Genomic DNA, 23,968 nt, shown 5'->3' with positions numbered 1-23,968 from the left:
AACCCGCCGAGGGTGAAGGTGGTCGCGCGCCGGGGGCCGAACGTGCAGCTGGCTTCACGCTCGACGGGGCGAGGAGACGGCCGACTACCCTTGTCGGCGTGCCTGCTGTCCGCTCTGTCCTGCTGCTGTGCTGGCGTGACACCGGGCATCCGCAGGGTGGCGGTAGTGAGACCTACCTGCAGCGCATCGGCGCCGAGCTGGCCGCCGCCGGCGTGGCGGTCACGCTGCGTACCGCCCGCTACCCGGGCGCGCCCCAACACGAGATCGTCGACGGGGTGCACATCAACCGGCGCGGCGGGCCGTACACCGTGTACCTGTGGGCGGGGGCGGCCATGGTGGCCGCCCGGTTCGGTCTCGGCCAGCTGCGCCGGGTGCGGCCCGACGCGGTGATCGACACCCAGAACGGGTTGCCGTTTTTGGCCCGGCTCGCCTACGGGCGGCGGGTCGCGATGCTGGTGCACCACTGCCACCGCGAGCAGTGGCCGGTGGCTGGGCCGGTGCTGAGCCGGATCGGCTGGATGGTGGAGTCGAGGTTGTCGCCCTGGCTGAACCGGCGTAATCAGTACCTGACCGTGTCACTGCCCTCGGTGCGCGACCTGATCGAGCTCGGGGTGGGGCCCGAGCGCATCGCGGTGGTGCGCAACGGCCTCGACGAGGCGCCACCGGCGACGCTGACCCATCCACGCTCGCCGACGCCGCGGGTGGTGGTGCTGTCCCGCCTGGTGCCGCATAAGCAGATCGAGGACGCGTTGGATGCGGTCGCGGCCCTGCGTGCCCAGGTGCCGGGTCTGCACCTCGACGTCATCGGTGGAGGTTGGTGGAGCGACCGGCTGGTGGAGCACGCCGCGGAGCTGGGGATCACCGACGCGGTCACCTTCCATGGCCACGTCGACGAGGTCACCAAACACGAACTGGTGCAACGGGCATGGGTGCACGTGTTGCCGTCCCGCAAGGAGGGCTGGGGCCTGGCCGTCATCGAGGCGGGCCAGCACGGCGTGCCCACCATCGGTTACCGGTCCTCGGGTGGGCTGTCCGATTCGATCGTCGACGGGGTCACCGGGATGCTAGTCGACGACCGCGACGAGCTGGTCGAGCAACTTCACCGGCTGCTGGCGGATCCGGTGCTGCGCGAGCAGCTCGGCGACAAGGCGCAGGACCGCAGCGCCGAATTCTCGTGGCGGCAAAGCGCCGAAGGGCTGCACACCGTGCTGGTGGCGGTCCGAGAACGCCGCTACGTCAGCGGCGTGGTGTGAGGTTTCGGCTCGCTAAGCAGTGCGCGGCCAGGGTTGGAGCCGCTCGAGGTGAGCGGCGAGGCCCAGCAGGGTGCGCTCGGACCCGGGTTTGCCGACCAACTGCACGCCGACGGGCAGGCCGTGGCGGTCGAGTCCGGCGGGCACGGTCATCGCGGGCCAACCGATGATGTTCCACGGTGCCGCGAAGGGGGCGTAGCGCGCGTTGGTGACCAGCGAGGTGAGCCAGCCCCGCTGAGCCCAGCGTCGCGATCTGATCGGCGGCTGAGCCAGCGTCGGCGTGACCAGGACGTCGGTGTCGGCGAAGAAGTCGAACGCGCGCTGCCGCCACACCTCGCGCCCCTTGGGGTTCGCAAGACCCCGCTTCTCGACAGCGTCTCCGATCCGCACATGGATGCGGTTGCGGCGCTCCAACAAGGACGTGTTCACCGAAGCGCGTGCATCGGCCGCGGCTCCCGCCGTCCACAACGCCAGCGCGGTCGTGTTCATCAGCGTGGCCGGGTAACGCGGGGTCGCCGACCGAATAACGTGGCCGCCGCCGCGAAGAAGATCGGCCGTCCGATGGACCGTCTCGGCCCAATCTCGCGCTACCGGCGTCGCCAGGCTGGGGGCCGAAGTCGACACGGCGATCCGCAGGGTGGGCCCAGGGATCAGAACCGCGGCATCGGGATCGTCGGCCATGACGGAGAACATCAGCGCGGCATCTGCGACTGTGGTCGCGAGCGGTCCGTTCTCCGACATCCCTCCCCAGGATGCGTGCGCCTCTCCGACCGGCACCACCCCGTGACCAGGCTTGAGGCCAACCAATCCACAGCAGGCGGCCGGGATCCGAATGGAGCCCATGCCGTCGTTCCCGTGGGCGATGGGTACCGCTCCCGATGCGACCGCAGCCGCGGACCCTCCGGACGAGCCTCCCGGAGTCCGCTCCGGATTCCAGGGATTGCGGGTGACGCCGAAGGCTGAATCGGTTGCGCCCCAAATGCAGAGTTCGGGGACTCGAGTCAGCCCGACGATCACCGCGCCGGCGGCGCGAAGGCGACGAACCACCTCGTGATCGGCTGCTCGAGGCGCCGCACTGGTGGCCAGCGTGCCGTCCCGCATCGGTTCACCGGCGACGGCGATGTTGTCCTTGATGGCAATCGGAACGCCCGCCAACGGAAGCGACCCGCGATCGTCACGGGCATCGATCGCGTCCGCCTCGGCCAGCGCAGCGTCGTTGCGGATCACCTGCCACGCGTTGAAGATCGGCTGGGTCTGCTCGATCCGGTGCAGCGCCCGCTGTGTGGCGGCTCGGGCCGTCAGCATTCCGCGCTGAACTGCGGCCGCAATCTCGGTCGCGGTGAACTCCACGTCGAGACCCTATCGCCCGCAATCCTCAGTTGGCGCCGACTTCCTACCGGTTGGCGAACTGCTTCATACTGGCCTAAGAGCCTAAGAGGTTGTGCAGACACGTGGAGGTGCGCCGGTGACCGACGACCACCCAGCTCCGGTGCTGCTTTACGACGGCGTCTGCGGAATCTGCAATCGATCGGTGCAGAGCATTCTGCGGTTCGACCGGCGCGGCACCCTGCGATTCGCGGCACTGGAAAGCGACTTCGCTCGCGCGATCATCGAGCGCCACCCGGAGCTGCGGGATGTCGATTCGATGGTCTTCGTGGAGAACCCCGGCCGGCCCGATGAGCACATCGACGTTCGATCCGCGGCGGCCCTGCGGGTGCTCAGTTATCTCGGTGGCCCGTTCCGGCTGCTGCTTGCGGCCCGCGTCATCCCGGCACGGCTGCGTGACTGGCTCTACGACCGCTTCGCCGCCGTGCGTTATCGATTGGGCGGTCGGCACGACACCTGCCCCATCCCGGGCCCCGGCGTGCGGGCCCGCTTCCTGGACGCCTAGGTGCCCGTCCCCGCTTATTTGGTAGACACTTTCACGACGACCAGGTTCCGCGGGAACCCCACCGGCGTGGTGCTGCTGGACGGTCCGGCCGACACTAGGTGGATGCAAGCGGTCGCAGCAGAGTTCAACTGCCCGGCAACAGCATTCATCGGTCTGGCCGAGTCGGACCCCGCTGCGCGACCCCTACGGTGGTTCAGTCCGGTGGCCGAACTGGCGTTGTGCGGTTCGGGAACCCTGGCCAGCGCTCATGTCCTTGGCGGTGATCAGTCGTTCAGGGCGGGCGACCGGGTGTTGTTCTGTACGACGGGGCCCGATGGTGCGATCAGCATGGGTTTTCCGGCGGATCCGGTGCGCGCCGAGTCGCCGACAGCGGAACTGGTGGCGGGCCTGCCCGGGGTGAGCATCCGCTCGGTGTGGCGGGGAAGCATGGACGTGGTGGTGGAAGCCGGCTCGGCCGCCGAAGTCCGTGCGCTGAACCCGGACACGGCGTCGCTGGCGAAGGTCGACGCCCGCGCCGTCGTGGTGACCGCAGGCGGTGACGGCGCCTCCGACGTCGTGAGCCGGGTGTTCGCGCCCCGCTTCGGGTTGCCCGAGGATCCGGTGACCGGCTCAGCGCACTGCACCCTCGCGGCGCTGTGGGGCGAGCGGCTGGGGGTCGCCGAGTTCTCGGCCGAGCAGGCCTCAGCGCGCGGCGGGGAATTGCGGGTCCGTTGCGACGGTGACCGTGTCCTTCTGATCGGTCACGCCGTCACAGTCTTCAGTGGCGAGCTGCGCCGTTAGCCGGCAGATGACGTCGTAGCGCGGGCGCCGCCAGTCCTCCCGCGCCCACCGCCAGCATCGCCAGCCACACCAGGTGGGCGGCCAGCGCGGCCCGGCGCGGCCCGGCCGAAGCCTTCGGCGCACGGCCCCCGACCCGGTACACGATGAAGTCCGAATCCTTGTAGGCCACCGGAAGCCGACTCAACGTCTTTGCTGCAGAGCCTATTTCGCCATCCGCGTCGGTCTCCTTGACCACCCATCCCACTCCGTTGACGCCGAGCGTGGCGGGTTCAGCGCCGGACAGCAGGGCCTGCTGCACCGCCCGGGCGTGGGTGCCCTCGCCGGGGACGGTCTGCCCGCCCACGGTCAGGTCACCGGTGGTGAGCACCTCGGCACGCACCCACCGGGGCAGCGGATCGAGCACCGGAGCCGGTCCCACCCAAAGGAAGTGGCGCATGGTGTCGGCCGGCAGCACGGCCACCGGGCGCGGATCGGCGTTGATCTTGGCCGCCACCGCCGCCCACCCGGGCGGGTAGTGCACCGGAGTGACCCGTCCGGCCACACCCCAGGCCAGGTCGGGCAGCACGACGACCAGCGCGACACAGCACACCAGCGCCGCGCGCGCCGGCGGCAGCCGGTCCCGCAGCCCCACGACCGCCCCTGCGCCGGCCAGCGCGTAGCCCGGCACCGCCAACGCCACCCACTTCTGACCGTCGCGCAGCATCCCGATCCCGGGCGCGATATCGGTGGCCCAGCGCAGCAGCGCCAGCCCCGGCCCGGTGGCCAACAGGGTGAACGCCAGCACCGTCGAGCCCGCCAGGATCAGCAGCGGCCGCGCCGCAGGCAGGTCACGCACCGACGACCAGCCCAGCCCCAGCACCCCGATGAACGCCGCCGTCGCCAGCAGCGCAAAAGCCGTTCGTCGCGAACCGGGCACCGCCTCGGCGTTCCAGATCCCGCCGAGCCCGGCGAGGCTGCCCAGGGTGCCCAGGCCGGGCTCGGCGCGGGCCGCGAATGCCGCCACCCCGGCCGACTCGCCCTGTGCGGATCCGGGGCTCAGCACCACCGCCATCAGCCAGGGCAGGGCGGCGGTCGCCGCGATCGCCACCGCACTCACCGCGCACCACCATCGCGGCGGCCCGGCACCGGGCGCCGCGACGCACACCAGCGCCACCACCGCCGCCAGCAACAGCCCGGTGGGGGTCAAACCGGCCAGCGCCAGGAACAACACCAGGCCGAAGAGTCCGGTCGCTCCGGCGCGCAATCCGAGCATCGCCGCCGCCACCCACGGCAGGCAGCCGTATCCGACCAGCAGGCTCCAATGGCCCTGCAACAGCCGCTCGGCCACATAGGGGTTCCAGATCGCCACGGTGGTCGCCACCAGTTGACCGGGCAGCCCGGCCTCCGGCAGCACCATCGCCACCAGCCGTGCCGCACCGCATCCGGCCAGCCACAGGCCCGCGAACAGCAGCGCCTTGACCACGGTGCCGCCGTCGATCAGTCGCGACGCCAGCGCCACCGCGAAGTCCTGCGGCACCGCTCTCGGTGACGCCTCACCCAACCCGAGGGCAGCCCCGGTCAGATATGAGCGGGGCGTCGAAACCGCGTCTCGCAACAGCAGATAACCCGGACGCAGCACTGGCGCCAGGATGAACAACGTCAACCCGAGTGCATAGCAGGGCGCGATCGCGCGCCTGGCTCGCACCACCGCGGAACTACGACTGGTCGGGAGCTGAATCCGGGGTGGCGCGCTCCGGGGGGCTCGATTCCGGAGGCCCCGACGGGCGGTCCAGCTGGGGACGTTGCGCCGGCAGCTTCTCGGTCTCGGCCTCGGCCCCCGACGGGCGGTCGGCCGTCGGGGCCTTGGGCGCGAACCCGCCGAAGAATCCACCGTCGGAGCCGTGCCGGTCGCCACGGCCCAGCGCGGCCTCGGCCGGCAGGCTGAACCAGCCGACCAGGATGCCGCCGATCAAGCAGATTAGCCCGGCCGCGGTGAAGGTGATCGGCAGGATCCGGGACCACAGTGCCACCCGGTCGCGCTCGTTGCGGGCCGCGTTGACCTGCGCTTCGATGGTCTCCTCGGAGCTGGTGACCGTGTAGTCGGCCAGCGCAATCTCGGGCTTGAGCGCATCCCGGGCGTAGTAGTGGTTGGCGTGCAACTTCGACTTCACGATGGTGCCTGAGACGGGGTCGACCCACATCGTGCGCTGCGCGGCGTAGTACCGCGTCATCGTGACGTCCTCGTCGGGGTCGGCGCCTTCGATGTTCCAGAGTCGGGCGGGCGCGGTGATCTCACCGTCTTCGTCGTGGCCGTACAGCGACGGGTAACGCACCGGCTCGGCCAGGCTGCCGTCGCCGTCGTAGCCGACGTTCTGGACGAACCGGTAGGTGGTCAGCCCGTTGACGTCGTCCTCACCCTCGTAATTGGCCTCGTAGGCCTTCTGCGCGATCGGGTCGAAGTACTGGTAGGACTGCTTCTTGGTGTCGAAGGGGAACCGGTAGGACAGTCCCTCGTGCGGCAGGGCGATGTTGGTGGGCGGGGTCTCGTCCTCAAAGTTCCGCGGCCGCTGGACCGAGCCGCCCGGGTGGGTGTCATCCGAAATCGCCTCGGCGGTCGTGCGGTTCAGCGTCACGGTGTCGACGATGGCCAGCAGCAGCCCGGTGTCCTTCTGCCGGTCCGCGCGGCGCAGCGACGAGCCGACCTGCAGGGTCACCACGTCTGCGTTGGCGGGCGATTCGACACCGATCTGCTGCTGGGACACCAGCGGCACGTCCTGGTCGACGACGGCGTGCTCACTGCCGAGGGACTCCGGGTCCAACGCGGCGCCGCTGCCGTTGCCGATCAGCGTGACATCGATGTCGAGGGGAATCTTGGCGATCTTGCCCACCGTGTAGGTGGACAGCAACAGTGCCGCGACCATCAGGGCGGCGCCGAGACCCATGACTGCGCATGCCGCGATACGCATCATGATTGCTCGGTTCACGTCGCCGCTTCCTCCTTTTGACCCCGTACCCAAATTTGTTTGACCCTAACAGCAGCAGACGCAACAGCTACTGTGTGTCCATCGATGCCTCGGTCGGAAAACAGATGAGTCAGCAGGTAGGTGGCGTACGCAGCTTCCTGCCCGCCGTCGAGGGTATGCGCGCCTGCGCGGCCATCGGGGTGGTGATCACGCATGTCGCGTTTCAGACCGGGCATTCGACGGGGATCAGCGGCCGGCTCTGGGGTCGTTTCGACATGGCCGTCGCGGTGTTCTTCGCGCTGAGCGGATTCTTGCTCTGGCGTGGCCACGCCGCGGCCGCGCGCGGACTGCGCCCCGCGCCGCCGACCGGGCATTACCTGCGGTCGCGGGTGGTGCGGATCATGCCGGCCTACCTGGTGTCGGTGGTGGTGATCCTCGCGCTGCTGCCCGACGCCGGGGGCGCCAGCCTGGTGGTGTGGCTGGCCAATCTCACGATGACGCAGATCTATGTGCCGCTGACCCTGACCCCGGGCCTGACCCAGATGTGGAGCCTGGCCGTGGAGGTCAGCTTCTACATCGCACTGCCATTGCTGGCGCTGGCGGCGCGGCGGCTACCGGTGCGCGCCCGGATACCGGCGATCGCGGGCGTGGCGCTGCTCAGCCTCGGCTGGGGATTCCTGCCCATCCACACGCCCTACGGGGTGAACCCGTTGAACTGGGCGCCGGCTTACGGCTGCTGGTTCGGGGCGGGCATGCTGCTGGCGGAGTGGGCGTACAGCCCGGTCGGCCGGGTGCACCGCCTGGCCCGTCGGCGGCTGCCGATGGCGCTGCTGACCGTGGTGGCGTTCGGAGTGGCGGCGTCGCCGCTGGCCGGACCGGAGGGGCTGACCTCGGCCACCGTCGGGCAGTTCATCGTGCGCACCGCGATGGGCGGCGTGCTGGCCTGGGCGCTGTTGGCACCGCTGGTACTGGACCGGCCGGACACACCGCACCGGTTCTTGGCCAGCGCGCCGATGGTGACGTTGGGTCGCTGGTCCTACGGGATCTTCATCTGGCACCTGGCGGCCCTCGACATGGTGTTCCCCGTGATCGGCCGATTCGCGTTCACCGGGGACATGGCGGTGGTGCTGGCGCTGACGATGGTGTTCACCGTCGCTATCGCCGCGGTCAGCTATGCCCTGGTCGAGCAGCCGTGCCGGGAGAAGCTACGCGGCTGGGAGACCCGGCGTCCGGCGGAGCGCCCCGATGTCGCTCAGGCGGCTTTGCCCGACGGGGTGTACTCGGCGGAGTCGCTGGTGAATTCGGGCGTGCCGTAAGCGGCCAGTCGCCGTTTGAGCAGCCGCAGCACGTAGGCGTTGGTAAGCCGGCGCAGGCCGGGGGTGCGCACCGCGCGTTGCACCACCAGCAGGCGGCCCGTCACGAACGGAGCCGTCAGGGCGATCCGCGCATAGTCGCCCGCACTGAGAGTGACGCTCATCTTCTTGGCCACGTCACGTTTCCCGCCGCAGAACGTCTTGACGAAAAAGGCCTTGCTGTAGCTCTTCTCGACCGCATCGGCGATGCGCTCACTGAGGGTCTGCTCCTGGCGCAGGTAGGCGGCCATCGTCGAGCGAACCAACTCTCCGCAGGTGGAGTCGTCGAAGTCGTCGCGCAACAGCGCAGCACGGGCGCTGAACACTCGGATGATCTCGTCGGGTGTGGTCGGCAGCAGCTCCTCGGGCAGGCCGAGCAGAACGCAGCGGTAACGGGTGAACTCGACCTGAGCGCGCTCGCTCGGCGTGAACTCCGTGCGCTTTTGGCGGCGGGCGTCCATCGCCAGCACGAAGAGGTTGATCATCCCGGCCGGCATCTGGTCGATCTGCGGAATCGGCAGGCCGTAGATGCCGATGTCCCACTTCGGGGATCGCTTGAGCGCGTTGAAGCGGACCATCGAGTGCATCAGCCGCACCATGGCCGCCGCCTCGAAACCCGGGCCGTGCCGGTCCAGCGCGCCGGGCAGCGTGGTGACGGCGAAGAAACTGGTGGTCTCGTTTACCCGCCCGGCGGCACGCTTGCCCGAGAGTGCGCCGGTCAGGGCCATCGGCAGGGCGGCGTAGGTGTTGAGGAAGGTCGCGATGAACGCACCGCGGACGACGAACGGCGCCAACAGCGCCATCGGGAGTCGGGAGTGCTCGGCGCCTTTTCGGACCAGGTCCATGTCCAGCCAGTCCGGGGTGGCCTCCATGTCGGCGATGAACGCCGCCAGCTCCGGCGGCGCGTCGGCCACGGCGTCGATACCGTGGCGACAGGCCTGCTTGAGCATGCCGATCAGGGTGCTGACGCTGTACTGGCCCATCAGTGCGGCGTAGGAGTCCGACACCACATCGCCCAGCCAGGTGGCCGTCGTGATCAATTCGACGGCGGCATCGTCGGCCAGCAACTTGGCCCGGTTGGCCGGATTGCCGGGCAGTGACGAGATGTCGTCGGGGGAGTTCGCCGTGCGGTAGGGCTGTACGTCGAAGTCCAGGTCGCCGTAGAGCTCCGGCAACAGCTCGGCCTGACGGCGCACGCGCTGGTGCAGGTCGGGGTAGTGCGTGGGCATTCAAGGACCTCCGAATTAACTAACAAGCTGTGAGTTGCAGCCAACAGAACCGGTGCCGGCGTTGTCAAGCGGGTGCGGCTACACGGGCTTCTCGGCCGGGGTGTAGTCGGCGGCATCGCTGGTGAATTCGGGTACCCCGTAGGTCTTCAACCGGTATTTCAGCAGCCGGATGATGTAGTCATCGACGAACGGCTGCAGCAGGGAGGAACGATTGGCTTTCTGCACGATCAGCAGTCGGCCGACGATAAACGGTGCGGTCAGCCCGATCCGGATGACGTCGGCCACCCCGATCGGCACGCCCATCGATTTCGCGACGGCACGGTCGCCACTGCAGAACGCCTTGATGAAAGCCGCCTTGCTGTAGCTGCGCTCCACCGTATCGGCGATGCGTTCGCGCAGGCTCTCGTTCGGGCGTAGGTAGGCGGCCATTGTGGAGCGGATCATCTCGCCGCAGGTGGCGTCGTCGAAGTCGTCGCGCAGTAGTGCCGCACGCGCGTGGAAGACGCGGACGATCTCCGCCGGTGTGCGGGGCAGCAGCTCGTCGGGCAGCCCCAGCAGGAAGTTGCGGTAGTGCGTGAACTCGACGACCGCGCGTTCGCGGGCACTGAACTCGGTGCGGCCCTGGCGCTGTGCGGCCAGCGACAGCAGGTAGAGGTTGATCATGCCGGCGGGCATCTGGTCGACTTGGGGGATCGGCAGCCCGTAGACGTCGACGTCCCATTTCGGGGACCGTTTCAGGGCGTTGTAGCGCACCATCGAGTGCATCAGCCGCACCATGGCCGCCGCCTCGAAGCCGGGCCCATGCCGCTCCAGGGCGCCGGGCAGGGTGGTGATCGCGAAGAAGCTGGTGGTCTCGTTGACGCGTCGGGCGGCCCGTTTGCCCGACAGTGCCCCGGTGAGCGCCATCGGCAGCGCCGCGTAGGTGTTGACGAACGTCGCGATAAACGCGCCCCGGGTGATGAACGGCGACACCAACGCCGCCGGGATGCGGGACTCGCGGGCACCGCGGCGCACCACGTCCATGTCCAGCCAGTCCGGTGCGTCTTCCATCGCGGCGATGAATGCGTGCAGTTCCGGTGGCGCGTCGGGGACGGCCTCGATTCCCTTGCGGCAGGCCAGCTTCAACATGCCGATCAGGTCGGTGACGCTGTATTCCGACATCAGGGTGGCGTAGGCGTCGGCCACCGCATCGCCGAGCCAGGTCGCCGCGCAGATCAGCTCGACCGCGGGCTCGTCGGCCAGATAGGGGTCGCGCTCGGCCACCCAGGCCGGCAGCGACGACACGTCGTCGGGTGAGGTTGCCGTCCGGTAGGGCTGGACGTCGAAGTTCAGCCCGCCGTAGAGAGCCGGCAGGATCTCGGCCTGGCGGCGAACGCGCTCGGCAAGCTCGGGGTAGTGCGTGGTCATCGACGGCCTCCGCATAACTCACAGGTTGTTAGTTACAGCTAACAGAGCGTTAATTATGCTGTCAAGTGTGATCGGGGGCAGTCGGCAGCGGATGACGGGCGAGGCACGACGCGAGCAGATCCTCGACGTCGCCCACGCGATCGTCGACGCGGAGGGCTTCCACGCCGCCACGCCGAACCGGGTCGCGCTCGGCGCCGGAGTCAATCGGTCACTGATCTATCAGCAGTTCGGAAGTCCCGCAGGTCTTTTCGTCGCACTCATCGATCGTGAAGCGGCCCGTGCCGCGGCCCAGTTCACCGCCGCGATCACCGGCACCGAGAACCCCGGCGCCGACGGCTTCCTGGCGCGGGTCTTCGACGGGGTGCTGCGCGCCACCGACGGCCACGCCGCCACCTGGCGACTGTTCCTGTTTCCGCCTCAGGGTGCGCCACCGGAGCTGCATGAGCGGCTGGCCGGCGCCGAGGCCGCCGTCCGGGCCTTCCTCACCCGTGAACTGCTGCGCAGCCTGCCCGATCTGCCGGATCCCGACTACACCGCGCGCGTCGTTGCCGCCATCGGCCGCGAATTGCTGCAACTGCGACTCAGCGATCCCGATCAGGCCACCCCCGAGCGGCTGCGCGCGATTCTCGATTCGCTGGAGCTCAATGTCGGCAGCCGGTCTCGACGAACGTAGGGCCTCAGTAGCCGCCGGAGTGCTCGAAGATCTTGCGCGGGTTGTCGACCAGCATGGTGCGTAGCTGCTCCTCGGTGACGCCGCGCTGTCGTAGCGCCGGAATCACGTCGTTGTGGATGTGCAGGTAGTGCCAGTTCGGTGCGGCCACCGAGCTCAGGTCGCCGGGCAGTGCATCGAAATAGCAGTTGGCATCGTGGGAGAGCACCATCTTGTCGGCGTGGCCGCGCTCGCACATGGCTGCCACCGTGTTCACCCGCTCCTCGAACGGCAGGATCAGGTCGATCCCGAAGCGGTCCATGCCCAGATACGATCCCGCCGCGATCAGCTCTTCCAGATAGCCCAGGTCGGTGCTGTCTCCGGAGTGCCCGATCACCACCCGGGACAGGTCGACGCCTTCTTCCTCGAAGATGCGCTGCTGTTCCAGGCCGCGGCGGGTGCCGGCGTGGGTGTGGGTGGAGATGGGTGCGCCGGTCCGGCGATGGGCGTTGGCCACCGCGCGGAGCACCCGCTCGACGCCGGGAGTCACGCCGGGTTCGTCGGTGGCACACTTGAGGATTCCCGCCTTGATCCCGGTGTCGGCGATGCCGGACTCGATGTCGCGGACGAACATGTCGGCCATGATCTCGGGGCCGTCCAGCATGGTGCCGGGCCCGCGATAGTGGTAGAAGAACGGCACGTCGTTATAGGTGTAGATGCCGGTGGCCACCACGATGTTCAGGTCGGTACCGGCGGCGACCCGGGCGATCCGCGGGATGTAGCGGCCCAGTCCGATCACCGTGAGGTCGACGATGGTGTCGACTCCGGCGGCCTTCAGCGCGTCCAGCCGGGTGATGGCGTCGGCTATTCGGGCGTCCTCGTCGCCCCAGGCTTCCGGATAGTTCTGGGCGATCTCGGTGGTCATGATGAACACGTGCTCGTGCATCAGGGTGACGCCGAGGTTCGCGGTGTCGATGGGCCCGCGCGCGGTGTGGCAGTGCGACATGGCTCGATCGTATGGAGATCGACGCGGCGGTCGGTTGCCTTCGCCGAGAATGCCTACGGGTGCTCGAGCAGATTGTCGCGGATTCGCGCGTAGGAGTGGGTGAACAGTTCCACCTCGCGCGGACTGAGCGAGTCGAACAGGCCGGCCCGCACCGCTTGCACGTGACCGGGTGCGGCGGCTCGCAGCTTGTCCATGCCTGACTCGGTGAGCTCGGCGTATTGGCCGCGTTTGTCTTCCTCGCACTTGACCTGGTGGACCCAGCCGGCGTCGGTCAGCCGTTTGACCGCTCGGGTCACTCCGCTGCGAGTCGTCACGGTGATGTCGGCCAACTCGTTCATCCGCAGCCGGCGTTCCGGCGCCTCGGACAGCAGCGCCAGGATCTCGAAGTCGGACAGGGTCAGTCCCGCATCGGCGGCCAGTTGTCGGTCCAGGCTGCGTAGCAGCAGCCGGGTGCTGTCGAGGTAGCCCCGCCACATCTGCTGTTCCTCCTCGTTGAGCCACCGTGTCTCCATGACGCCGAATATAGTTGACATGAGCACAATCGTCCAGGTGGCGTGGCGCGTTAAGCGGCCAGAAAATGCGGAAATGGACCGTCAACTAGTTGCGTTAGCAACTATCAGTTAGAGTGCTGACAACGAACCAAGGAGGGCCCGCAGTGACGACCACCGGTATGCAGTTCGGCATCTTCACCGTCGGCGATGTGACCGTCGACCCGACCACCGGCCGCGCGCCGACTGAGGCCGAGCGCATCAAGGCGACCGTGGCGATCGCCAAGAAGGCCGAGGAAGTGGGCCTGGACGTCTTCGCCACCGGTGAGCATCACAACCCGCCGTTCGTGCCGTCGTCGCCGACCACCCTGCTGGGCTACATCGCGGCGCAGACGCAGCGGATCCAGCTGACCACCGCCACCACGCTGATCACCACGAACGACCCGGTGAAGATCGCCGAGGACTACAGCGTGCTGCAGCACCTCGCCGACGGCCGGGTGGACCTGATGCTGGGGCGGGGCAACACCGGACCGGTGTACCCCTGGTTCGGCAAGGACATCCGGACCGCGCTGCCGCTGACGGTGGAGAACTATCAGTTGCTGCGCCGGTTGTGGCGTGAGGAGGTCGTCGACTTCAGCGGTGAATACCGCACCCCGCTGCACGGATTCACCCTGGCACCGCGTCCGCTGGACGGGGTTCCGCCGTTCGTCTGGCACGGGTCCATCCGCACGCCCGAGATCGCCGAGCTGGCCGCGCACTTCGGCGACGGCTTCTTCGCCAACCACATCTTCTGGCCGGCGTCGCATACCAAGCGGATGGTGCAGCTGTACCGCCAGCGCTTCGAGCACTACGGCCATGGTGGTGCCGACCAGGCGATCGTGGGCCTGGGCGGTCAGGTGTTCCTGCGGCCCAACAGTCAGGACGCGGTCAACGAGTTCCGGCCTTACTTCGACAATGCCCCGGTCTATGGGCACGGTCCGAGCCTGGAGGAGTTCAGTGATCAGACCCCGCTGACGGTCGGCTCGCCGCAGCAGGTGATCGACAAGACCCTGAGCTTCCGGGACTACGTCGGCGACTACCAGCGCCAGCTGTTCTTGGTCGACCACGCGGGTCTGCCGTTGAAGACGGTGCTCGAACAGCTCGATCTGCTGGGCGAGCACGTCGTCCCGGTGCTGCGCAAGGAGTTCGCCATCGGACGGCCCGCGCACGTTCCCGGTGCGCCGACGCACCAGTCGCTGGTCGAGGCTGCGCGGCAACCCGAGATTCAGGAGGCGTCATGAAGTTGATCGTGATCAGTGGCGGCCTGCGTGAGCCGTCGTCCACCCGACTGCTGGCCGACCGGCTCGGCGCGGCGGTCCGCGCCGAGCTCGGGCAGGTCGACATCGAGGTCATCGAGCTGCGCCATCTGGCCCGAGCGATCACCGACGCGATGTTGACCGGGTTCGCCTCACCGGAGCTGGAGGAGGTGTTCGGCGCGGTTGCGGGCAGTGACGGAGTGGTCGCGGTGACGCCGACGTTCAACGCGACGTTCAGTGGGTTGTTCAAGTCGTTCTTCGACGTGCTGCCCGAGCAGACGCTGGAGGGGATGCCGGTGCTGATCGCGGCGACCGGCGGTACGCAGCGCCACTCGCTGGTGCTGGACCACGCCCTGCGTCCGATGTTCTGCTATCTGCATGCGCTGGTATCGCCCACCGGGGTGTTCGCCGCCACCGCGGACTTCGGCGCGGACGGGTCCGGCTCGGGCCTGCCCGAACGGATCGCCAAGGCGGCCAGGGATTTCGCTCGGCTGTTGCGGGCGAGCGGCTCACGGCCGCACCGAGACCAGTTCAACGACGAGCTGACCGAGATACAGGGCCTGCTGACCGGCACGCACTGACACGACACAACAACCAAAGGAGAGATGGCAATGACGAAGTTGGCGGTTATCTACTACTCGGCCACCGGGCACGGCACCAAGATGGCCGAGCGGGTGGCCCGGGCGGGCGAGGCGGCTGGCGCCGAGGTCCGCGTGCGGCACATCGAGGAGACACGCGACCCGGAGACCTTTGCCCACAACCCGGCGTGGTCCGCCAACTACGCGGCGACCAAGGATCTGCCCGCGGCCACCGGGGACGACATCGTCTGGGCGGACGCCGTCATCTTCGGCTCGCCCACCCGCTTCGGTTCCCCCTCCGCGCAGTTCCGTAACTTTCTGGACGGGCTGGGTGGGCTGTGGGCCAAGGGCGAACTCGCCGACAAGGTCTATGCCGGCTTCACCTCGAGTCAGACCGCCCACGGCGGGCAGGAAGCCACGCTGCTGAACCTCTACGTGTCCCTGATGCATTTCGGCGGCATCCTGGTCCCGCCGGGCTACACCGACCCGATCAAGTTCGCCGACGGCAACCCGTACGGCGTCGGGCACATCACCGGACCGAACAACCAGAACGAGCTGGACGAGCCCACCCTGGCCGCCCTCGACCACCTGGCCACGCGGGTGGTGGGCGTCGCCGGCAAGATCGCGGCGGGCTGACGGCCGGCGTCAGGCCACCCAGACCGTCTTGAGGTTGCAGAACTCCCGGATGCCATGGCCCGAGAGTTCCCGGCCGTACCCGGATCGCTTGATCCCGCCGAACGGCAGCTCCGGGTAGGACACCGTCATCCCGTTGATAAAGACCTGGCCGGCCTCGATCTCGTCGGCAAACCGGCTGATCTCCGCCTCGTCGCGGGTCCAGGCATTGGATCCCAGCCCGAACGGGCTGGCGTTGGCGATCTCGATGGCCTCGTCGATGTCGGCGGCGCGGTACACCGATGCCACCGGGCCGAACACCTCTTCGGTGAAGATCGCCATGTCACGGCTGATGTCGGTGATCACGGTGGGCGGATAGAACCAGCCCGGGCGGTTGAGTCGCTTGCCGCCGCAACGGATTACCGCGCCGGCGGCGGCAGCGGCATCGACCTGCTGCGCGACCTCGTCACGGCCCGATTCGGTGGCCAGCGGTCCGACATCGGTATCCGGGTCGGTCGGGTCGCCGACCCGCAGTGCCGACATCTGACTGACGAACTGGGCGACGAAGTCGTCGTAGATGTCGGTGTGGACGATGAATCGCTTTGCCGCGATGCATGATTGGCCGTTGTTCTGCACCCGCGCGGTGACCGCGGTACGCACCGCGGACTCCAGGTCGGCCGAGGGCATGACAACGAACGGGTCACTGCCGCCCAATTCCAGCACGGTGTGTTTGACCTCGTCGCCGGCGATAGCGGCGACCGACCTCCCGGCGGGTTCGCTGCCGGTCAGGGTGGCCGCCACCACCCGCGGGTCGCGCAGCACCCGCTCGACAGCGCCCGAGGAGATCAGCAGGGTCTGGAAGCAGCCCTCGGGGAAACCGGCACGGGCCAGCAGGTCGGCGAGGTACAGCGCGGTCTGCGGCACGTTCGAGGCGTGTTTGAGCAGGCCCACATTGCCGGCCATCAGGGCCGGGGCGGCAAATCGCACCGCCTGCCACAGCGGAAAGTTCCACGGCATCACCGCCAGCACCACCCCGAGCGGCTGATAGCGTGCGAACGCCTTGGACGCGTTGACCTTCGACGCGTCGGCGACCTCGTCGGCCAGCAACTCCGCGCTGTGGTCGGCGTAGTAGCGGAACCCCTTGACGCACTTGAGTGCTTCGGCCTTGGCCGAAGTCAAGGTCTTGCCCATCTCCAGGGTCATCATCGCGGCGACCTCGTCGGCTTCGCCCTCCAGCAGATCAGCGGCGGCGTGCATCCATCTGGCGCGTTGAGCGAAATCGGTGCGACGGTATTCGACGAAGCGATTCGCCGCGCGGGTGATCGCGGCATCGACTTCCGCGTCGCTGGCGGCGGTGAACGTCTTGACCGTTTCGCCGGTCGCCGGGTTGGTCGTGGCTATCGGTGTTGCGGGCACGCGGGCCTCCTTTGGAGCGCTGCGGTGTGAGAGTGCATGTCCAGCCTGCCACCATCGAACCGCGTAGGCTCGCCACGAGCCAGCGTCAGTACATCGATACGGGAGTTGCCCGATGCGTTTCAACCCACCGCCCACCTGGCCGCCTGCGCCGCCCGGCTGGGCACCGGACGCCAATTGGGCGCCTGATCCGACGTGGCCGCCGCTGCCTCCGGGCTGGCCGCTGTGGGTGGAGGACGACGCTGCCGGTGTGGCCCCCGGGGGCTACCCGCCCTATGGTGCGCCGTGGCCCGTGCCGGCGCCTGAGCCCAGGTCACGCAAGGTGTTGTGGCTGTCGCTGGCGGCGGCTGCAGTGGTGGTTGTGGTGGTCGCCGGTCTGGTTCTGAGCCTGGGCGGCCGACTCACGGCGGAGGACAAGCCGTCTGGCAAGCCGGACATCAAGGACCTCACGTCGGAGATGCTCGTGGAGCGGTCCTCCTTCCCGGACCCGTCCGGCGGGAAGTGGATCAGCGGGGTGAACAGCGCCGGCGACGCGCCCTCGGATATGCCGAATCTGACGGTCGACCCGCCCGAATGCGCCGACTTCTACTCCAGCCCCTCCTCGGCCACCCAGACGGCGACGGCGACGCTGGCGAAGCTGCAGCCCGGCGGCCTGCACACGATGCGGGTGCGACTGGCCCTGACGCCGGATCACCCGAACCTCAAGCGGTACGTGGAGAAGTGCCAGACGTTCAAGCAGACCTTCGAGCAGGGTGGGCGTTCGGTGACCACCGACATCCAGATGAATCCGCTGGACGCCGATGGGGTGCCACCGTGGGCGGTCGCGACCGTCATCACGAGCGCGAGCAAGGCCGCCATCCGGTTGCCGATCTCGATCACCGCCTCCACCATCTCCGGTTACTACCGCGGGGTGCTCGTGGTTGCGACCAGCAACGACATCGGTTTGCGTATGGAGAGCGACGGATCCGAGGACTCCTCGCACGCCGATGATCTGGTGAAGCTGTTCAACACGCAGATCGAGAAGCTCGAAGCCGCGCAGTAGTCCCGGGCGCCGCAGGGGACTCACCGGCCTCGTGATGGAACCACGTAGTGCTGTTCGGATCGGCTAGCGCATGCGCTATCGCCTGCCGGTTGTTTCGTCGGTGATAGCGCCGTCGATATCCGATTCGAACAACACACAATGGCGGGCCGACGGTACGCGCGGTGCGGATGTGGCGCGCGGTTTAGGGGCGCTGGTCTGCTTCGCCCGACTCCGTCGGCCTCGCAACCACCGCTGTGGCCGCGAGGACCGCCACCGAGACCAGGGCCGCCAATTGCACTCCCGCGGAATGGCCGGCATAGCCGTCCACCGACCGCCAGGGATGCCGGCACAGCATCGCACCCGCCGTGATCAGTCCGCCGGCGCTCAACCCGAGCCGGGCCACATCAAAGGCGCGCTGCCGATGCCGCAACGCGATCAGCAGCACCATCGCGGCCCCGAACACCGCCGCGCCGGTGATCCCGGCGATCAAGAATCCGACCGTCAGCGCACCGGTCGCCGCCACGCGGCGGCTCGGCCCCCAGGGCTGCACCGGCGGCCCGGGATCGCGGGTCCGCCGCGCCGGCCACCAGGCCAGCAACGCCAGCAGCGGTAGCAGAGCCAGTCCGCCGGCCATCCCGAGTCGGTACATCCGATTGGGCCCGAATGTCAGGGTGATCGCGCCGTCGGTGCCCCCGGGCAGCACAAAGCCCTGCTGCCATCCATTGACCGCCACCGGAGCCAAGCGGGCGCCGTCCGACGTGCGGGCCACCCACCCGCCGTTGATGCTCTCCGGAACGACCAGCACTCGAGCGGTCGCCGCGGCAGGCACCGTCACCTCACGCCGGTCCGAGCCCCACGTGCCGAGGACCGCGGGTGTCGTCGCGGACGCTCCGGTGGCTGCTGACGGTCCGGACAGCGTCGCGCCATCGACGACGAAAGCCGGACCCGGGCTGATCATCAATTCCTGCGCGCCGGGCGGCAACGCGATCGGACGCTGGTCGCACGCCTGCGCCGCCACCGGCTTGTCGTCGAGCAGCGCGCCGACCGTGGTGCTGATCGAGGTGTGCACGAACCGGCCGGCGATCGCGATGATCGGGCCGTGGTCGCAGTCGACGTGGACCGGACGCGAGCGGTTGCGGGCGGGATCGGCGGGAGCAACCGGGCGTCCGTCGGCGCCGAGCACACTGACCTCGGCCAGCCCCGGCGGCTTGAGCTGGTCGAAGCCGATCGCGGTGCGGTCGATCACGTCCTCCCAACCCAGCAGGCTGATCGTGACGGTGTCGGTGACCCGCGGCAGCAAGCGCACCCGCTCATCGTCGGATTCCGCCAGGTCCCGGACTTGGGGACCGGAGCCCAGGTCGATGGCCACCAGCGTGGGATGCGCCGGCAGCGGGGACTGACTGGGAGTGAACCGCACTCCGGTCACCTTGACCGGTCGCGGCAGGGTGATGGTCAGGGTCGGCGGTGATCGGTGCGCGACCACTCGCTGCGACGCGGTCCATGCCGTGCCCGGGTCACCGTCGGCGGCGGCATACGCCGACCCGAGCACGTCGAGCACGTCGGCGTCACCGCGGGCCCGCAGGGCGCCCGGCTCGGCGATCAGGTCGACCAGGTTCGGGCCCTGACGCGGCCGCACCCAAACGGTCGGGGTCACCGACATGGGCCGCGGCACGTTCAGGGTGCGGCTGAAGCTGGCGGGCTCCTCGGGCTCCAACATCATCGACGCCGCGCAGCGCACCGCGCCGTCGGCCGTTGCGCAACCGGTCCGGCCCGGCAAGCCCGCCCCCAAGTCCCACTGCGCCACCTGGGCGCCCGCCGGCGGCGCGGGCACCAGCGCCGTGTGGCGCAGGTCGACCGGATGCGCGAAGCCCGAGGCGTCGTACTGGGTGATCGCCAAATCGGTGATGCCGAACTGGACGCCCGGGGAGCCGTCGTCGGTGCCCGATGCGGTGATCCGCACCCAAGGTGTTTCGCCGTAGGGCAGCGCTGCGATCAGGGGCTCGCCGGCGCGGTCGAACCGCAGCGTGGTGGTGCCGTTGACCGTGGAGATCTGGATCCGGCGCACCTGCGCGCCGACGGCCGTGGCGCTGGGCGTCAAGGTGATGGTGCCGTTGGTCAGCGGGTGATCGAAGTCCACCTGCAGCCATTGCCCGACCGCCGACTGCAGGGCGTTGGACACCCAGGCGGTGCCCGAGTCGCTGTCGATGGCGGCCGCCGGTGAGGTCGACGGCGCGACGTCGGGCAGCGTGGTGGCGTCCGAAGACGAGCTGGAGGCGGTGAGCCGGCCTCCGAGCCAGCCGCCGAACACCGTGCTGGCGCCGGGCGTCGGATAGTCCGGCACCCGGCTCAGCGTGTGCCGGGCGTCGCCGGCCGCCCGGATCGTCGACGAGTGGTCATCGACCCGGCCGTAGTCGGTCTCGCGGGCCAGGGGTGTGTCGGTGACGGTGACTACCGGTGTGCCCAAGTCCGCGCGCCGCGCGTCAGCGGTCATCAGCACCGGACCCAACACCGGCTCACCGCGCAACCGTCGGTGTTCGTCGAGCCGCAGCAACACCTCGGGGCCCCCGTCGACCCGCGGCATCGCGTCAAGGTCAGCCAGGTACGGCGCGCCCGGGTTTGCGACGGCCCCCGGGTCACCGACCCGGTAGATCTCGATCGCCGGATAGGCCGGCCGCAGACCGCTGTCGGAGACGAATCCCGGGACCGTGCCCGACCCGACCGGATCGCCGAACTGGGCCACCCGCTGCAACCCCGGGGAGCCGTCGACAGCGCGATGCACCAGCAATGGCCGGGCCGACCGCGACGTGTCGGGGTCCAGATCGTTGCGCACCACCAGATAGGAGATGCCTTGTCTGATCAGGGTGTCGGCCAGCCCGGCCGACGGGCGGCCGGCGGCGAACAGGCGCTGCACCGAGTCGAGTGCCCGGATGGTCTGCGGCGGGGTCAGCGGGATCGAGTCGCGCACTCCCCACGGTCCGACGTCGAGGACCTGTAGGGGTTCGTCGTGGCTGGTTCCCCAGGTCTGGGTGGCGAACGGCGCACCCGGCGCCACCAGCACCCGGCCCGGCGTGGGGCCGCCACCGTTGTGTTCGGCGAGCCAGGTGGCGGCGTCGCGCCAGTACTGCGGCAGCGCGCTGAATGTCCCCGACGGCGCGAGCCGGCCGGTCCAGGCCAGAGACGTGGAGACCATCAGCGCCGTCAGGACCACCAGCCCGACCGCGGCCGACTTGTGGTGCTCGGGGTGGACGAACGCGCGCCGCCACACCAGCGCCGGCGCGCTGCCCGGCAGCGGGATGCGGCCCAGCAGATGGGTGAGCCCCAGGACCAGCGGGATCCGAATCACCGACTCGAGCTTGTGCAGATTGCGCAGCGGCGCTCCGGCTCCGTCCAGGAAGGCCTGCACCGAGTGGGCCAGCGGCGAGCCCAGCCCACCGGCATAGCCGATGGCCAGCAGCGTCACCCCGATCAGCAGCATGGTGACCAGCCGTCCGGCGCCGGGCGTCCGCCGAGCCAGCAGGCCGGTCAGTCCGGCCAGACCTGCGGCCGCGACCAGGCAGGTGCCCAGGATCAACACCGGGCGAGTGACCAGTGGCGCCCCGGCGGTGGCATTCGGCGCGACGAACGGGGTCCAGCTGTGGGTGCCGCGCAGCATCTCGGTCAGCGACGTCCAGCGGGTGGTGACGCCGGCCGATTCGATGAAGTCCAGGAACGGCGGGCTGACCCGGCCGAGCAGCAGCAGGGCCACCACCCACCAGGTCACCGCCAGTGCCAGCGCCAGCAGCCACCAGCCGGTGAACCGCCACCAGCGCCGGTTCGGGCGATGACACAGCCACCAGATCATCGCCGGCAGGCACCCCGCCAGCGTCGCGACCGCGTTCACGGCGCCCATCAAGGCCACCGCGACCCCAGCCTGGCCGGCCAGCACCCGAGCGGGCCGTTCCGGGGCGTCCTGGTTCGGATCACGCGGCGCGCCGAGCGCCCGGATGACCGGCAGCAGCACCCAGGGGGCCAGCATCATCGGCAGCGTCTCCGACGAGATCGACCCCAGGGTGGTGAGCACTCGCGGCGACAGGGCGAACGCGGCGGCGCCGATCACCCGCGCCGTGGGCGTCCCGATCCGCAACGTCTCGGCGACTCGCAGCAGGCCCCAGAACCCCACCGTGAGCAGCACCGCCCACCAGAGCCGCTGAACGATCCAGCTGGGGAGCCCCAGCAGGTCACCGGCCAGGAAGAAGGTGCCGTGCGGGAACAGGTAACCGTACGCCTGGTTCTGCACCTGACCGAACGGCAGTTCGCTGCTCCACAGATTGGCGGCACGAGCCAGGAAGCGCAGCGGAGCGATGGTCAGATCGAGCTTGGTGTCCGGAGAGATCCGGCCGGGAGCCTGCAGCAGGCTGAAAGTCAGAGAGACGGCGCCTACCAGCCACAACCAGCGCCGGGACAACGGTGTCACAGCCTGCGGCCTTTCCGGCGGACGCTCGGGCGTTGCCGGCGTCCGCAGGTCAGCCGCGGTTGCCGTATTCCACCCTGTTCAGCACCGAGGACTGCGGGTCGCCTCCGGCGATCTGCGGCTTGGTGTCTTGTTGCACCATCAGCGTGACCCCGAAGACGGCCGCCGCACCCAGCAACACCCCCACGACGATGCTTATTGCGGCCGGCACCACGAACCGAGGCATGGTCAGGCTCCTTCTGCACTCTCGTGACGTAGATCAGGGGCCGTCAATATCAGCCCCCGCTGGCCCCTGACCGCCAACGTAGCATGTGGGCCTTGCGCGCCCGGCTGTTCCGGCCGTGACAGCATGGTGCGATGCCTGGATCACTGACTCGACAACTGCCCGGTCTGCTACTCGCCGCCGCGCTGCTGCCAGCCCTCGTGACCTCGTGCTCCCACCGTGACGACGCGCCCTTGTCCGAGGCGTCCTCATCGACGCCGTCGGACACCGCGACGGCTGCGCCGCCGGTGGATCCGGTGTGTGAGCAGGTGTCGGCCCTGTCGGTCCGCGACAAGCTGGCACAGCTGGTGATGGTGGGGGTCCGCGATGCGGCCGACGCCCGCGCAGTGGTCACCGACCACCACGTCGGCGGCATCTTCATCGGCAGCTGGACCGAGCTGTCTATGCTCACCGACGGCTCATTGAAGGAGATCAAGGAAAGCCAGGCCCCCACCGGTCCGCTGCCGCTGGCGGTCAGCGTGGACGAGGAGGGCGGCCGGGTGTCTCGGCTGTCGTCGCTGATCGGGAAGTCACCGTCGGCGAAGGAGCTGGCGCAGACCAGCAGCGCCGCGCAGGTACGTGAGCTGGCCGCCGAACGGGGCCGCAAGATGGCGGAGCTGGGCATCACCGTCGACTTCGCGCCCGTCGTGGACGTGGTGGACTCCGACACCGACGACGACACCGTGATCGGTGACCGTTCGTTCGGCTCGGACCCCGCCAAGGTCACCGAGTACGCCGGCGCTTACGCGCAGGGTCTGCGGGACGCCGGGCTGCTGCCCGTGCTCAAGCACTTCCCCGGCCACGGTCACGGGTCCGGTGACTCCCACACCGCTGGCGCGGTCGTCACGCCGCCCCTGGCGCAGCTGCAGGACAACGACCTGGTGCCCTACCGCACGCTGGTCACCCAGGCACCGGTGGCAGTGATGATGGGCCACCTGGAGGTACCCGGACTCACCGAAGACCCCGCCAGCCTGAGCCCGGCGGCGGTCAATCTGCTGCGCACCGGCACCGACTACCGCGGGCCGGCATTCGACGGTCCGGTGTTCAGCGACGACCTGTCGTCGATGGCGGCCATCACCGAGCACTACGGGGTCGCCGAAGCGGTGCTGCGCAGCCTGCAGGCAGGAGTCGACATCGCACTGTGGGTCACCACCGACGAGGTGCCGGCGGTGCTGGACAGGCTGGAGCAGGCGGTGTCGGCCGGTGAGCTGAAGCAGGAGGCCGTCGAGGCCTCGCTGGCTCGGGTGGCTGCGGTCAAGAAGCCCGGTACGCACTGCCACGGGTAATTCCGGCGGCGCGGGCAAGCACACAAGTTACTCTTCGGTAAGATCGTGCCGAGGGGG

The 23,968-nt window shown here is 69.2% G+C and carries 20 protein-coding genes; 10 read left to right on the top strand and 10 right to left on the bottom strand.

Going from position 1 to position 23,968, the window contains the following annotated elements; all coding sequences use genetic code 11:
- Positions 1-98 precede the first annotated feature (98 nt).
- Positions 99-1,253, top strand: coding sequence for a glycosyltransferase family 4 protein (locus ACJH5R_RS15570; RefSeq protein ID WP_406758941.1), 1,155 nt, complete (start codon positions 99-101; stop codon positions 1,251-1,253).
- Positions 1,254-1,265: 12 nt separating this feature from the next.
- On the opposite strand, the gene ACJH5R_RS15565 is transcribed toward ACJH5R_RS15570, so the two are convergent.
- On the bottom strand, positions 1,266-2,600 hold the full coding sequence (locus ACJH5R_RS15565) for an amidase (protein ID WP_406758942.1): 1,335 nt from the start codon (positions 2,598-2,600) through the stop codon (positions 1,266-1,268).
- A gap of 115 nt (positions 2,601-2,715) precedes the next feature.
- Here ACJH5R_RS15565 and ACJH5R_RS15560 point away from each other — a divergent pair, with 115 nt between their 5' ends.
- Together ACJH5R_RS15560 and ACJH5R_RS15555 are read left to right on the top strand one after the other, a co-directional pair.
- A complete protein-coding gene (locus tag ACJH5R_RS15560) occupies positions 2,716-3,141 on the top strand; it encodes a thiol-disulfide oxidoreductase DCC family protein (protein WP_406758943.1) in 426 nt (141 codons plus the stop codon).
- Positions 3,142-3,921: a PhzF family phenazine biosynthesis protein gene (locus ACJH5R_RS15555; protein ID WP_406758944.1), complete on the top strand. Its 780-nt coding sequence runs from the start codon at positions 3,142-3,144 to the stop codon at positions 3,919-3,921.
- Here ACJH5R_RS15555 and ACJH5R_RS15550 read toward each other — a convergent pair.
- Both ACJH5R_RS15550 and ACJH5R_RS15545 read right to left on the bottom strand, forming a co-directional pair.
- Positions 3,899-5,608, bottom strand: a complete 1,710-nt coding sequence (locus ACJH5R_RS15550) for a hypothetical protein (RefSeq protein ID WP_406758945.1) — start codon at positions 5,606-5,608, stop codon at positions 3,899-3,901. The genes ACJH5R_RS15555 and ACJH5R_RS15550 overlap by 23 nt on opposite strands.
- A 7-nt stretch (positions 5,609-5,615) precedes the next feature.
- The gene (locus ACJH5R_RS15545) at positions 5,616-6,884 is read right to left on the bottom strand and encodes a DUF3068 domain-containing protein (protein WP_406758946.1); all 1,269 of its coding nucleotides are present in this window, start codon (positions 6,882-6,884) and stop codon (positions 5,616-5,618) included.
- A 104-nt stretch (positions 6,885-6,988) separates the two neighbouring features.
- On the opposite strand from ACJH5R_RS15545, the gene ACJH5R_RS15540 reads away from it, so the two are divergent.
- Entirely contained in the window at positions 6,989-8,179 is a 1,191-nt protein-coding gene (locus ACJH5R_RS15540; RefSeq protein WP_406758947.1) for an acyltransferase family protein, read from the top strand.
- Here ACJH5R_RS15540 and ACJH5R_RS15535 read toward each other — a convergent pair.
- On the bottom strand, positions 8,116-9,444 hold the full coding sequence (locus tag ACJH5R_RS15535; protein WP_406758948.1) for a DUF2236 domain-containing protein: 1,329 nt from the start codon (positions 9,442-9,444) through the stop codon (positions 8,116-8,118). The genes ACJH5R_RS15540 and ACJH5R_RS15535 overlap by 64 nt on opposite strands.
- A gap of 78 nt (positions 9,445-9,522) precedes the next feature.
- Positions 9,523-10,851, bottom strand: a complete 1,329-nt coding sequence (locus ACJH5R_RS15530; protein ID WP_406758949.1) for an oxygenase MpaB family protein — start codon at positions 10,849-10,851, stop codon at positions 9,523-9,525.
- A 91-nt stretch (positions 10,852-10,942) separates the two neighbouring features.
- Between ACJH5R_RS15530 and ACJH5R_RS15525 the strand changes: the two genes are divergently transcribed.
- Positions 10,943-11,524, top strand: coding sequence for a TetR/AcrR family transcriptional regulator (locus ACJH5R_RS15525; protein ID WP_406759028.1), 582 nt, complete (start codon positions 10,943-10,945; stop codon positions 11,522-11,524).
- A gap of 4 nt (positions 11,525-11,528) precedes the next feature.
- Here the strand turns inward: ACJH5R_RS15525 and ACJH5R_RS15520 are convergent, their stop codons facing one another.
- The gene (locus ACJH5R_RS15520; protein WP_406758950.1) at positions 11,529-12,506 is read right to left on the bottom strand and encodes a phosphotriesterase-related protein; all 978 of its coding nucleotides are present in this window, start codon (positions 12,504-12,506) and stop codon (positions 11,529-11,531) included.
- A 53-nt stretch (positions 12,507-12,559) separates the two neighbouring features.
- Positions 12,560-13,018, bottom strand: a complete 459-nt coding sequence (locus ACJH5R_RS15515; RefSeq protein WP_406758951.1) for a MarR family winged helix-turn-helix transcriptional regulator — start codon at positions 13,016-13,018, stop codon at positions 12,560-12,562.
- 158 nt (positions 13,019-13,176) lie between these two features.
- Here ACJH5R_RS15515 and ACJH5R_RS15510 point away from each other — a divergent pair, with 158 nt between their 5' ends.
- The 3 genes from ACJH5R_RS15510 to wrbA are packed head-to-tail and all read left to right on the top strand — an operon-like array spanning position 13,177 to position 15,503.
- A complete protein-coding gene (locus ACJH5R_RS15510; RefSeq protein WP_406759029.1) occupies positions 13,177-14,274 on the top strand; it encodes an LLM class flavin-dependent oxidoreductase in 1,098 nt (365 codons plus the stop codon).
- On the top strand, positions 14,271-14,870 hold the full coding sequence (locus ACJH5R_RS15505) for an FMN reductase (protein WP_406758952.1): 600 nt from the start codon (positions 14,271-14,273) through the stop codon (positions 14,868-14,870). Before ACJH5R_RS15510 ends, ACJH5R_RS15505 begins: the two co-directional genes overlap by 4 nt.
- A gap of 30 nt (positions 14,871-14,900) precedes the next feature.
- Entirely contained in the window at positions 14,901-15,503 is a 603-nt protein-coding gene (gene wrbA, locus ACJH5R_RS15500; protein ID WP_406758953.1) for an NAD(P)H:quinone oxidoreductase, read from the top strand.
- Between the two features lie 9 nt (positions 15,504-15,512).
- Here the strand turns inward: wrbA and ACJH5R_RS15495 are convergent, their stop codons facing one another.
- Positions 15,513-16,895, bottom strand: coding sequence for an NADP-dependent succinic semialdehyde dehydrogenase (locus ACJH5R_RS15495; RefSeq protein ID WP_406758954.1), 1,383 nt, complete (start codon positions 16,893-16,895; stop codon positions 15,513-15,515).
- A 112-nt stretch (positions 16,896-17,007) separates the two neighbouring features.
- Here ACJH5R_RS15495 and ACJH5R_RS15490 point away from each other — a divergent pair, with 112 nt between their 5' ends.
- Entirely contained in the window at positions 17,008-17,934 is a 927-nt protein-coding gene (locus ACJH5R_RS15490; RefSeq protein ID WP_406758955.1) for a hypothetical protein, read from the top strand.
- 181 nt (positions 17,935-18,115) lie between these two features.
- Here ACJH5R_RS15490 and ACJH5R_RS15485 read toward each other — a convergent pair whose 3' ends face one another.
- Together ACJH5R_RS15485 and ACJH5R_RS15480 are read right to left on the bottom strand one after the other, a co-directional pair.
- Positions 18,116-22,366 (bottom strand): alpha-(1->3)-arabinofuranosyltransferase family protein, encoded by a 4,251-nt coding sequence (locus ACJH5R_RS15485; protein WP_406782316.1) that lies wholly within the window; start codon positions 22,364-22,366, stop codon positions 18,116-18,118.
- 49 nt (positions 22,367-22,415) lie between these two features.
- A complete protein-coding gene (locus ACJH5R_RS15480; protein ID WP_013827163.1) occupies positions 22,416-22,589 on the bottom strand; it encodes a DUF2613 domain-containing protein in 174 nt (57 codons plus the stop codon).
- A gap of 131 nt (positions 22,590-22,720) precedes the next feature.
- On the opposite strand from ACJH5R_RS15480, the gene ACJH5R_RS15475 reads away from it, so the two are divergent.
- Positions 22,721-23,911 carry a glycoside hydrolase family 3 N-terminal domain-containing protein gene (locus ACJH5R_RS15475; RefSeq protein WP_406758957.1) on the top strand — a complete coding sequence of 397 codons (1,191 nt, stop codon included), beginning with the start codon at positions 22,721-22,723 and terminating at the stop codon, positions 23,909-23,911.
- The last annotated feature ends 57 nt before the right edge of the window (positions 23,912-23,968 follow it).

It is taken from the genome of Mycobacterium sp. SMC-19 (genome assembly GCF_045310815.1).
GTDB lineage: Bacteria > Actinomycetota > Actinomycetes > Mycobacteriales > Mycobacteriaceae > Mycobacterium.
Note: the sequence above shows the minus strand (reverse complement) of the source record. Positions and strands in the feature narration are given on the sequence as shown.

What these genes read in the sequence shown, in the direction of transcription:
- ACJH5R_RS15540 (WP_406758947.1), top strand. Translation starts at nt 6,989, where the DNA reads ATGAGTCAGCAGGTAGGTGGCGTACGCAGCTTCCTGCCCGCCGTCGAG.
- ACJH5R_RS15535 (WP_406758948.1), bottom strand. Translation starts at nt 9,444, where the DNA reads ATGCCCACGCACTACCCCGACCTGCACCAGCGCGTGCGCCGTCAGGCC.
- ACJH5R_RS15530 (WP_406758949.1), bottom strand. Translation starts at nt 10,851, where the DNA reads ATGACCACGCACTACCCCGAGCTTGCCGAGCGCGTTCGCCGCCAGGCC.
- ACJH5R_RS15525 (WP_406759028.1), top strand. Translation starts at nt 10,943, where the DNA reads ATGACGGGCGAGGCACGACGCGAGCAGATCCTCGACGTCGCCCACGCG.
- ACJH5R_RS15520 (WP_406758950.1), bottom strand. Translation starts at nt 12,506, where the DNA reads ATGTCGCACTGCCACACCGCGCGCGGGCCCATCGACACCGCGAACCTC.
- ACJH5R_RS15515 (WP_406758951.1), bottom strand. Translation starts at nt 13,018, where the DNA reads ATGGAGACACGGTGGCTCAACGAGGAGGAACAGCAGATGTGGCGGGGC.
- ACJH5R_RS15510 (WP_406759029.1), top strand. Translation starts at nt 13,177, where the DNA reads ATGCAGTTCGGCATCTTCACCGTCGGCGATGTGACCGTCGACCCGACC.
- ACJH5R_RS15505 (WP_406758952.1), top strand. Translation starts at nt 14,271, where the DNA reads ATGAAGTTGATCGTGATCAGTGGCGGCCTGCGTGAGCCGTCGTCCACC.
- wrbA (WP_406758953.1), top strand. Translation starts at nt 14,901, where the DNA reads ATGACGAAGTTGGCGGTTATCTACTACTCGGCCACCGGGCACGGCACC.
- ACJH5R_RS15490 (WP_406758955.1), top strand. Translation starts at nt 17,008, where the DNA reads ATGCGTTTCAACCCACCGCCCACCTGGCCGCCTGCGCCGCCCGGCTGG.
- ACJH5R_RS15480 (WP_013827163.1), bottom strand. Translation starts at nt 22,589, where the DNA reads ATGCCTCGGTTCGTGGTGCCGGCCGCAATAAGCATCGTCGTGGGGGTG.
- ACJH5R_RS15475 (WP_406758957.1), top strand. Translation starts at nt 22,721, where the DNA reads ATGCCTGGATCACTGACTCGACAACTGCCCGGTCTGCTACTCGCCGCC.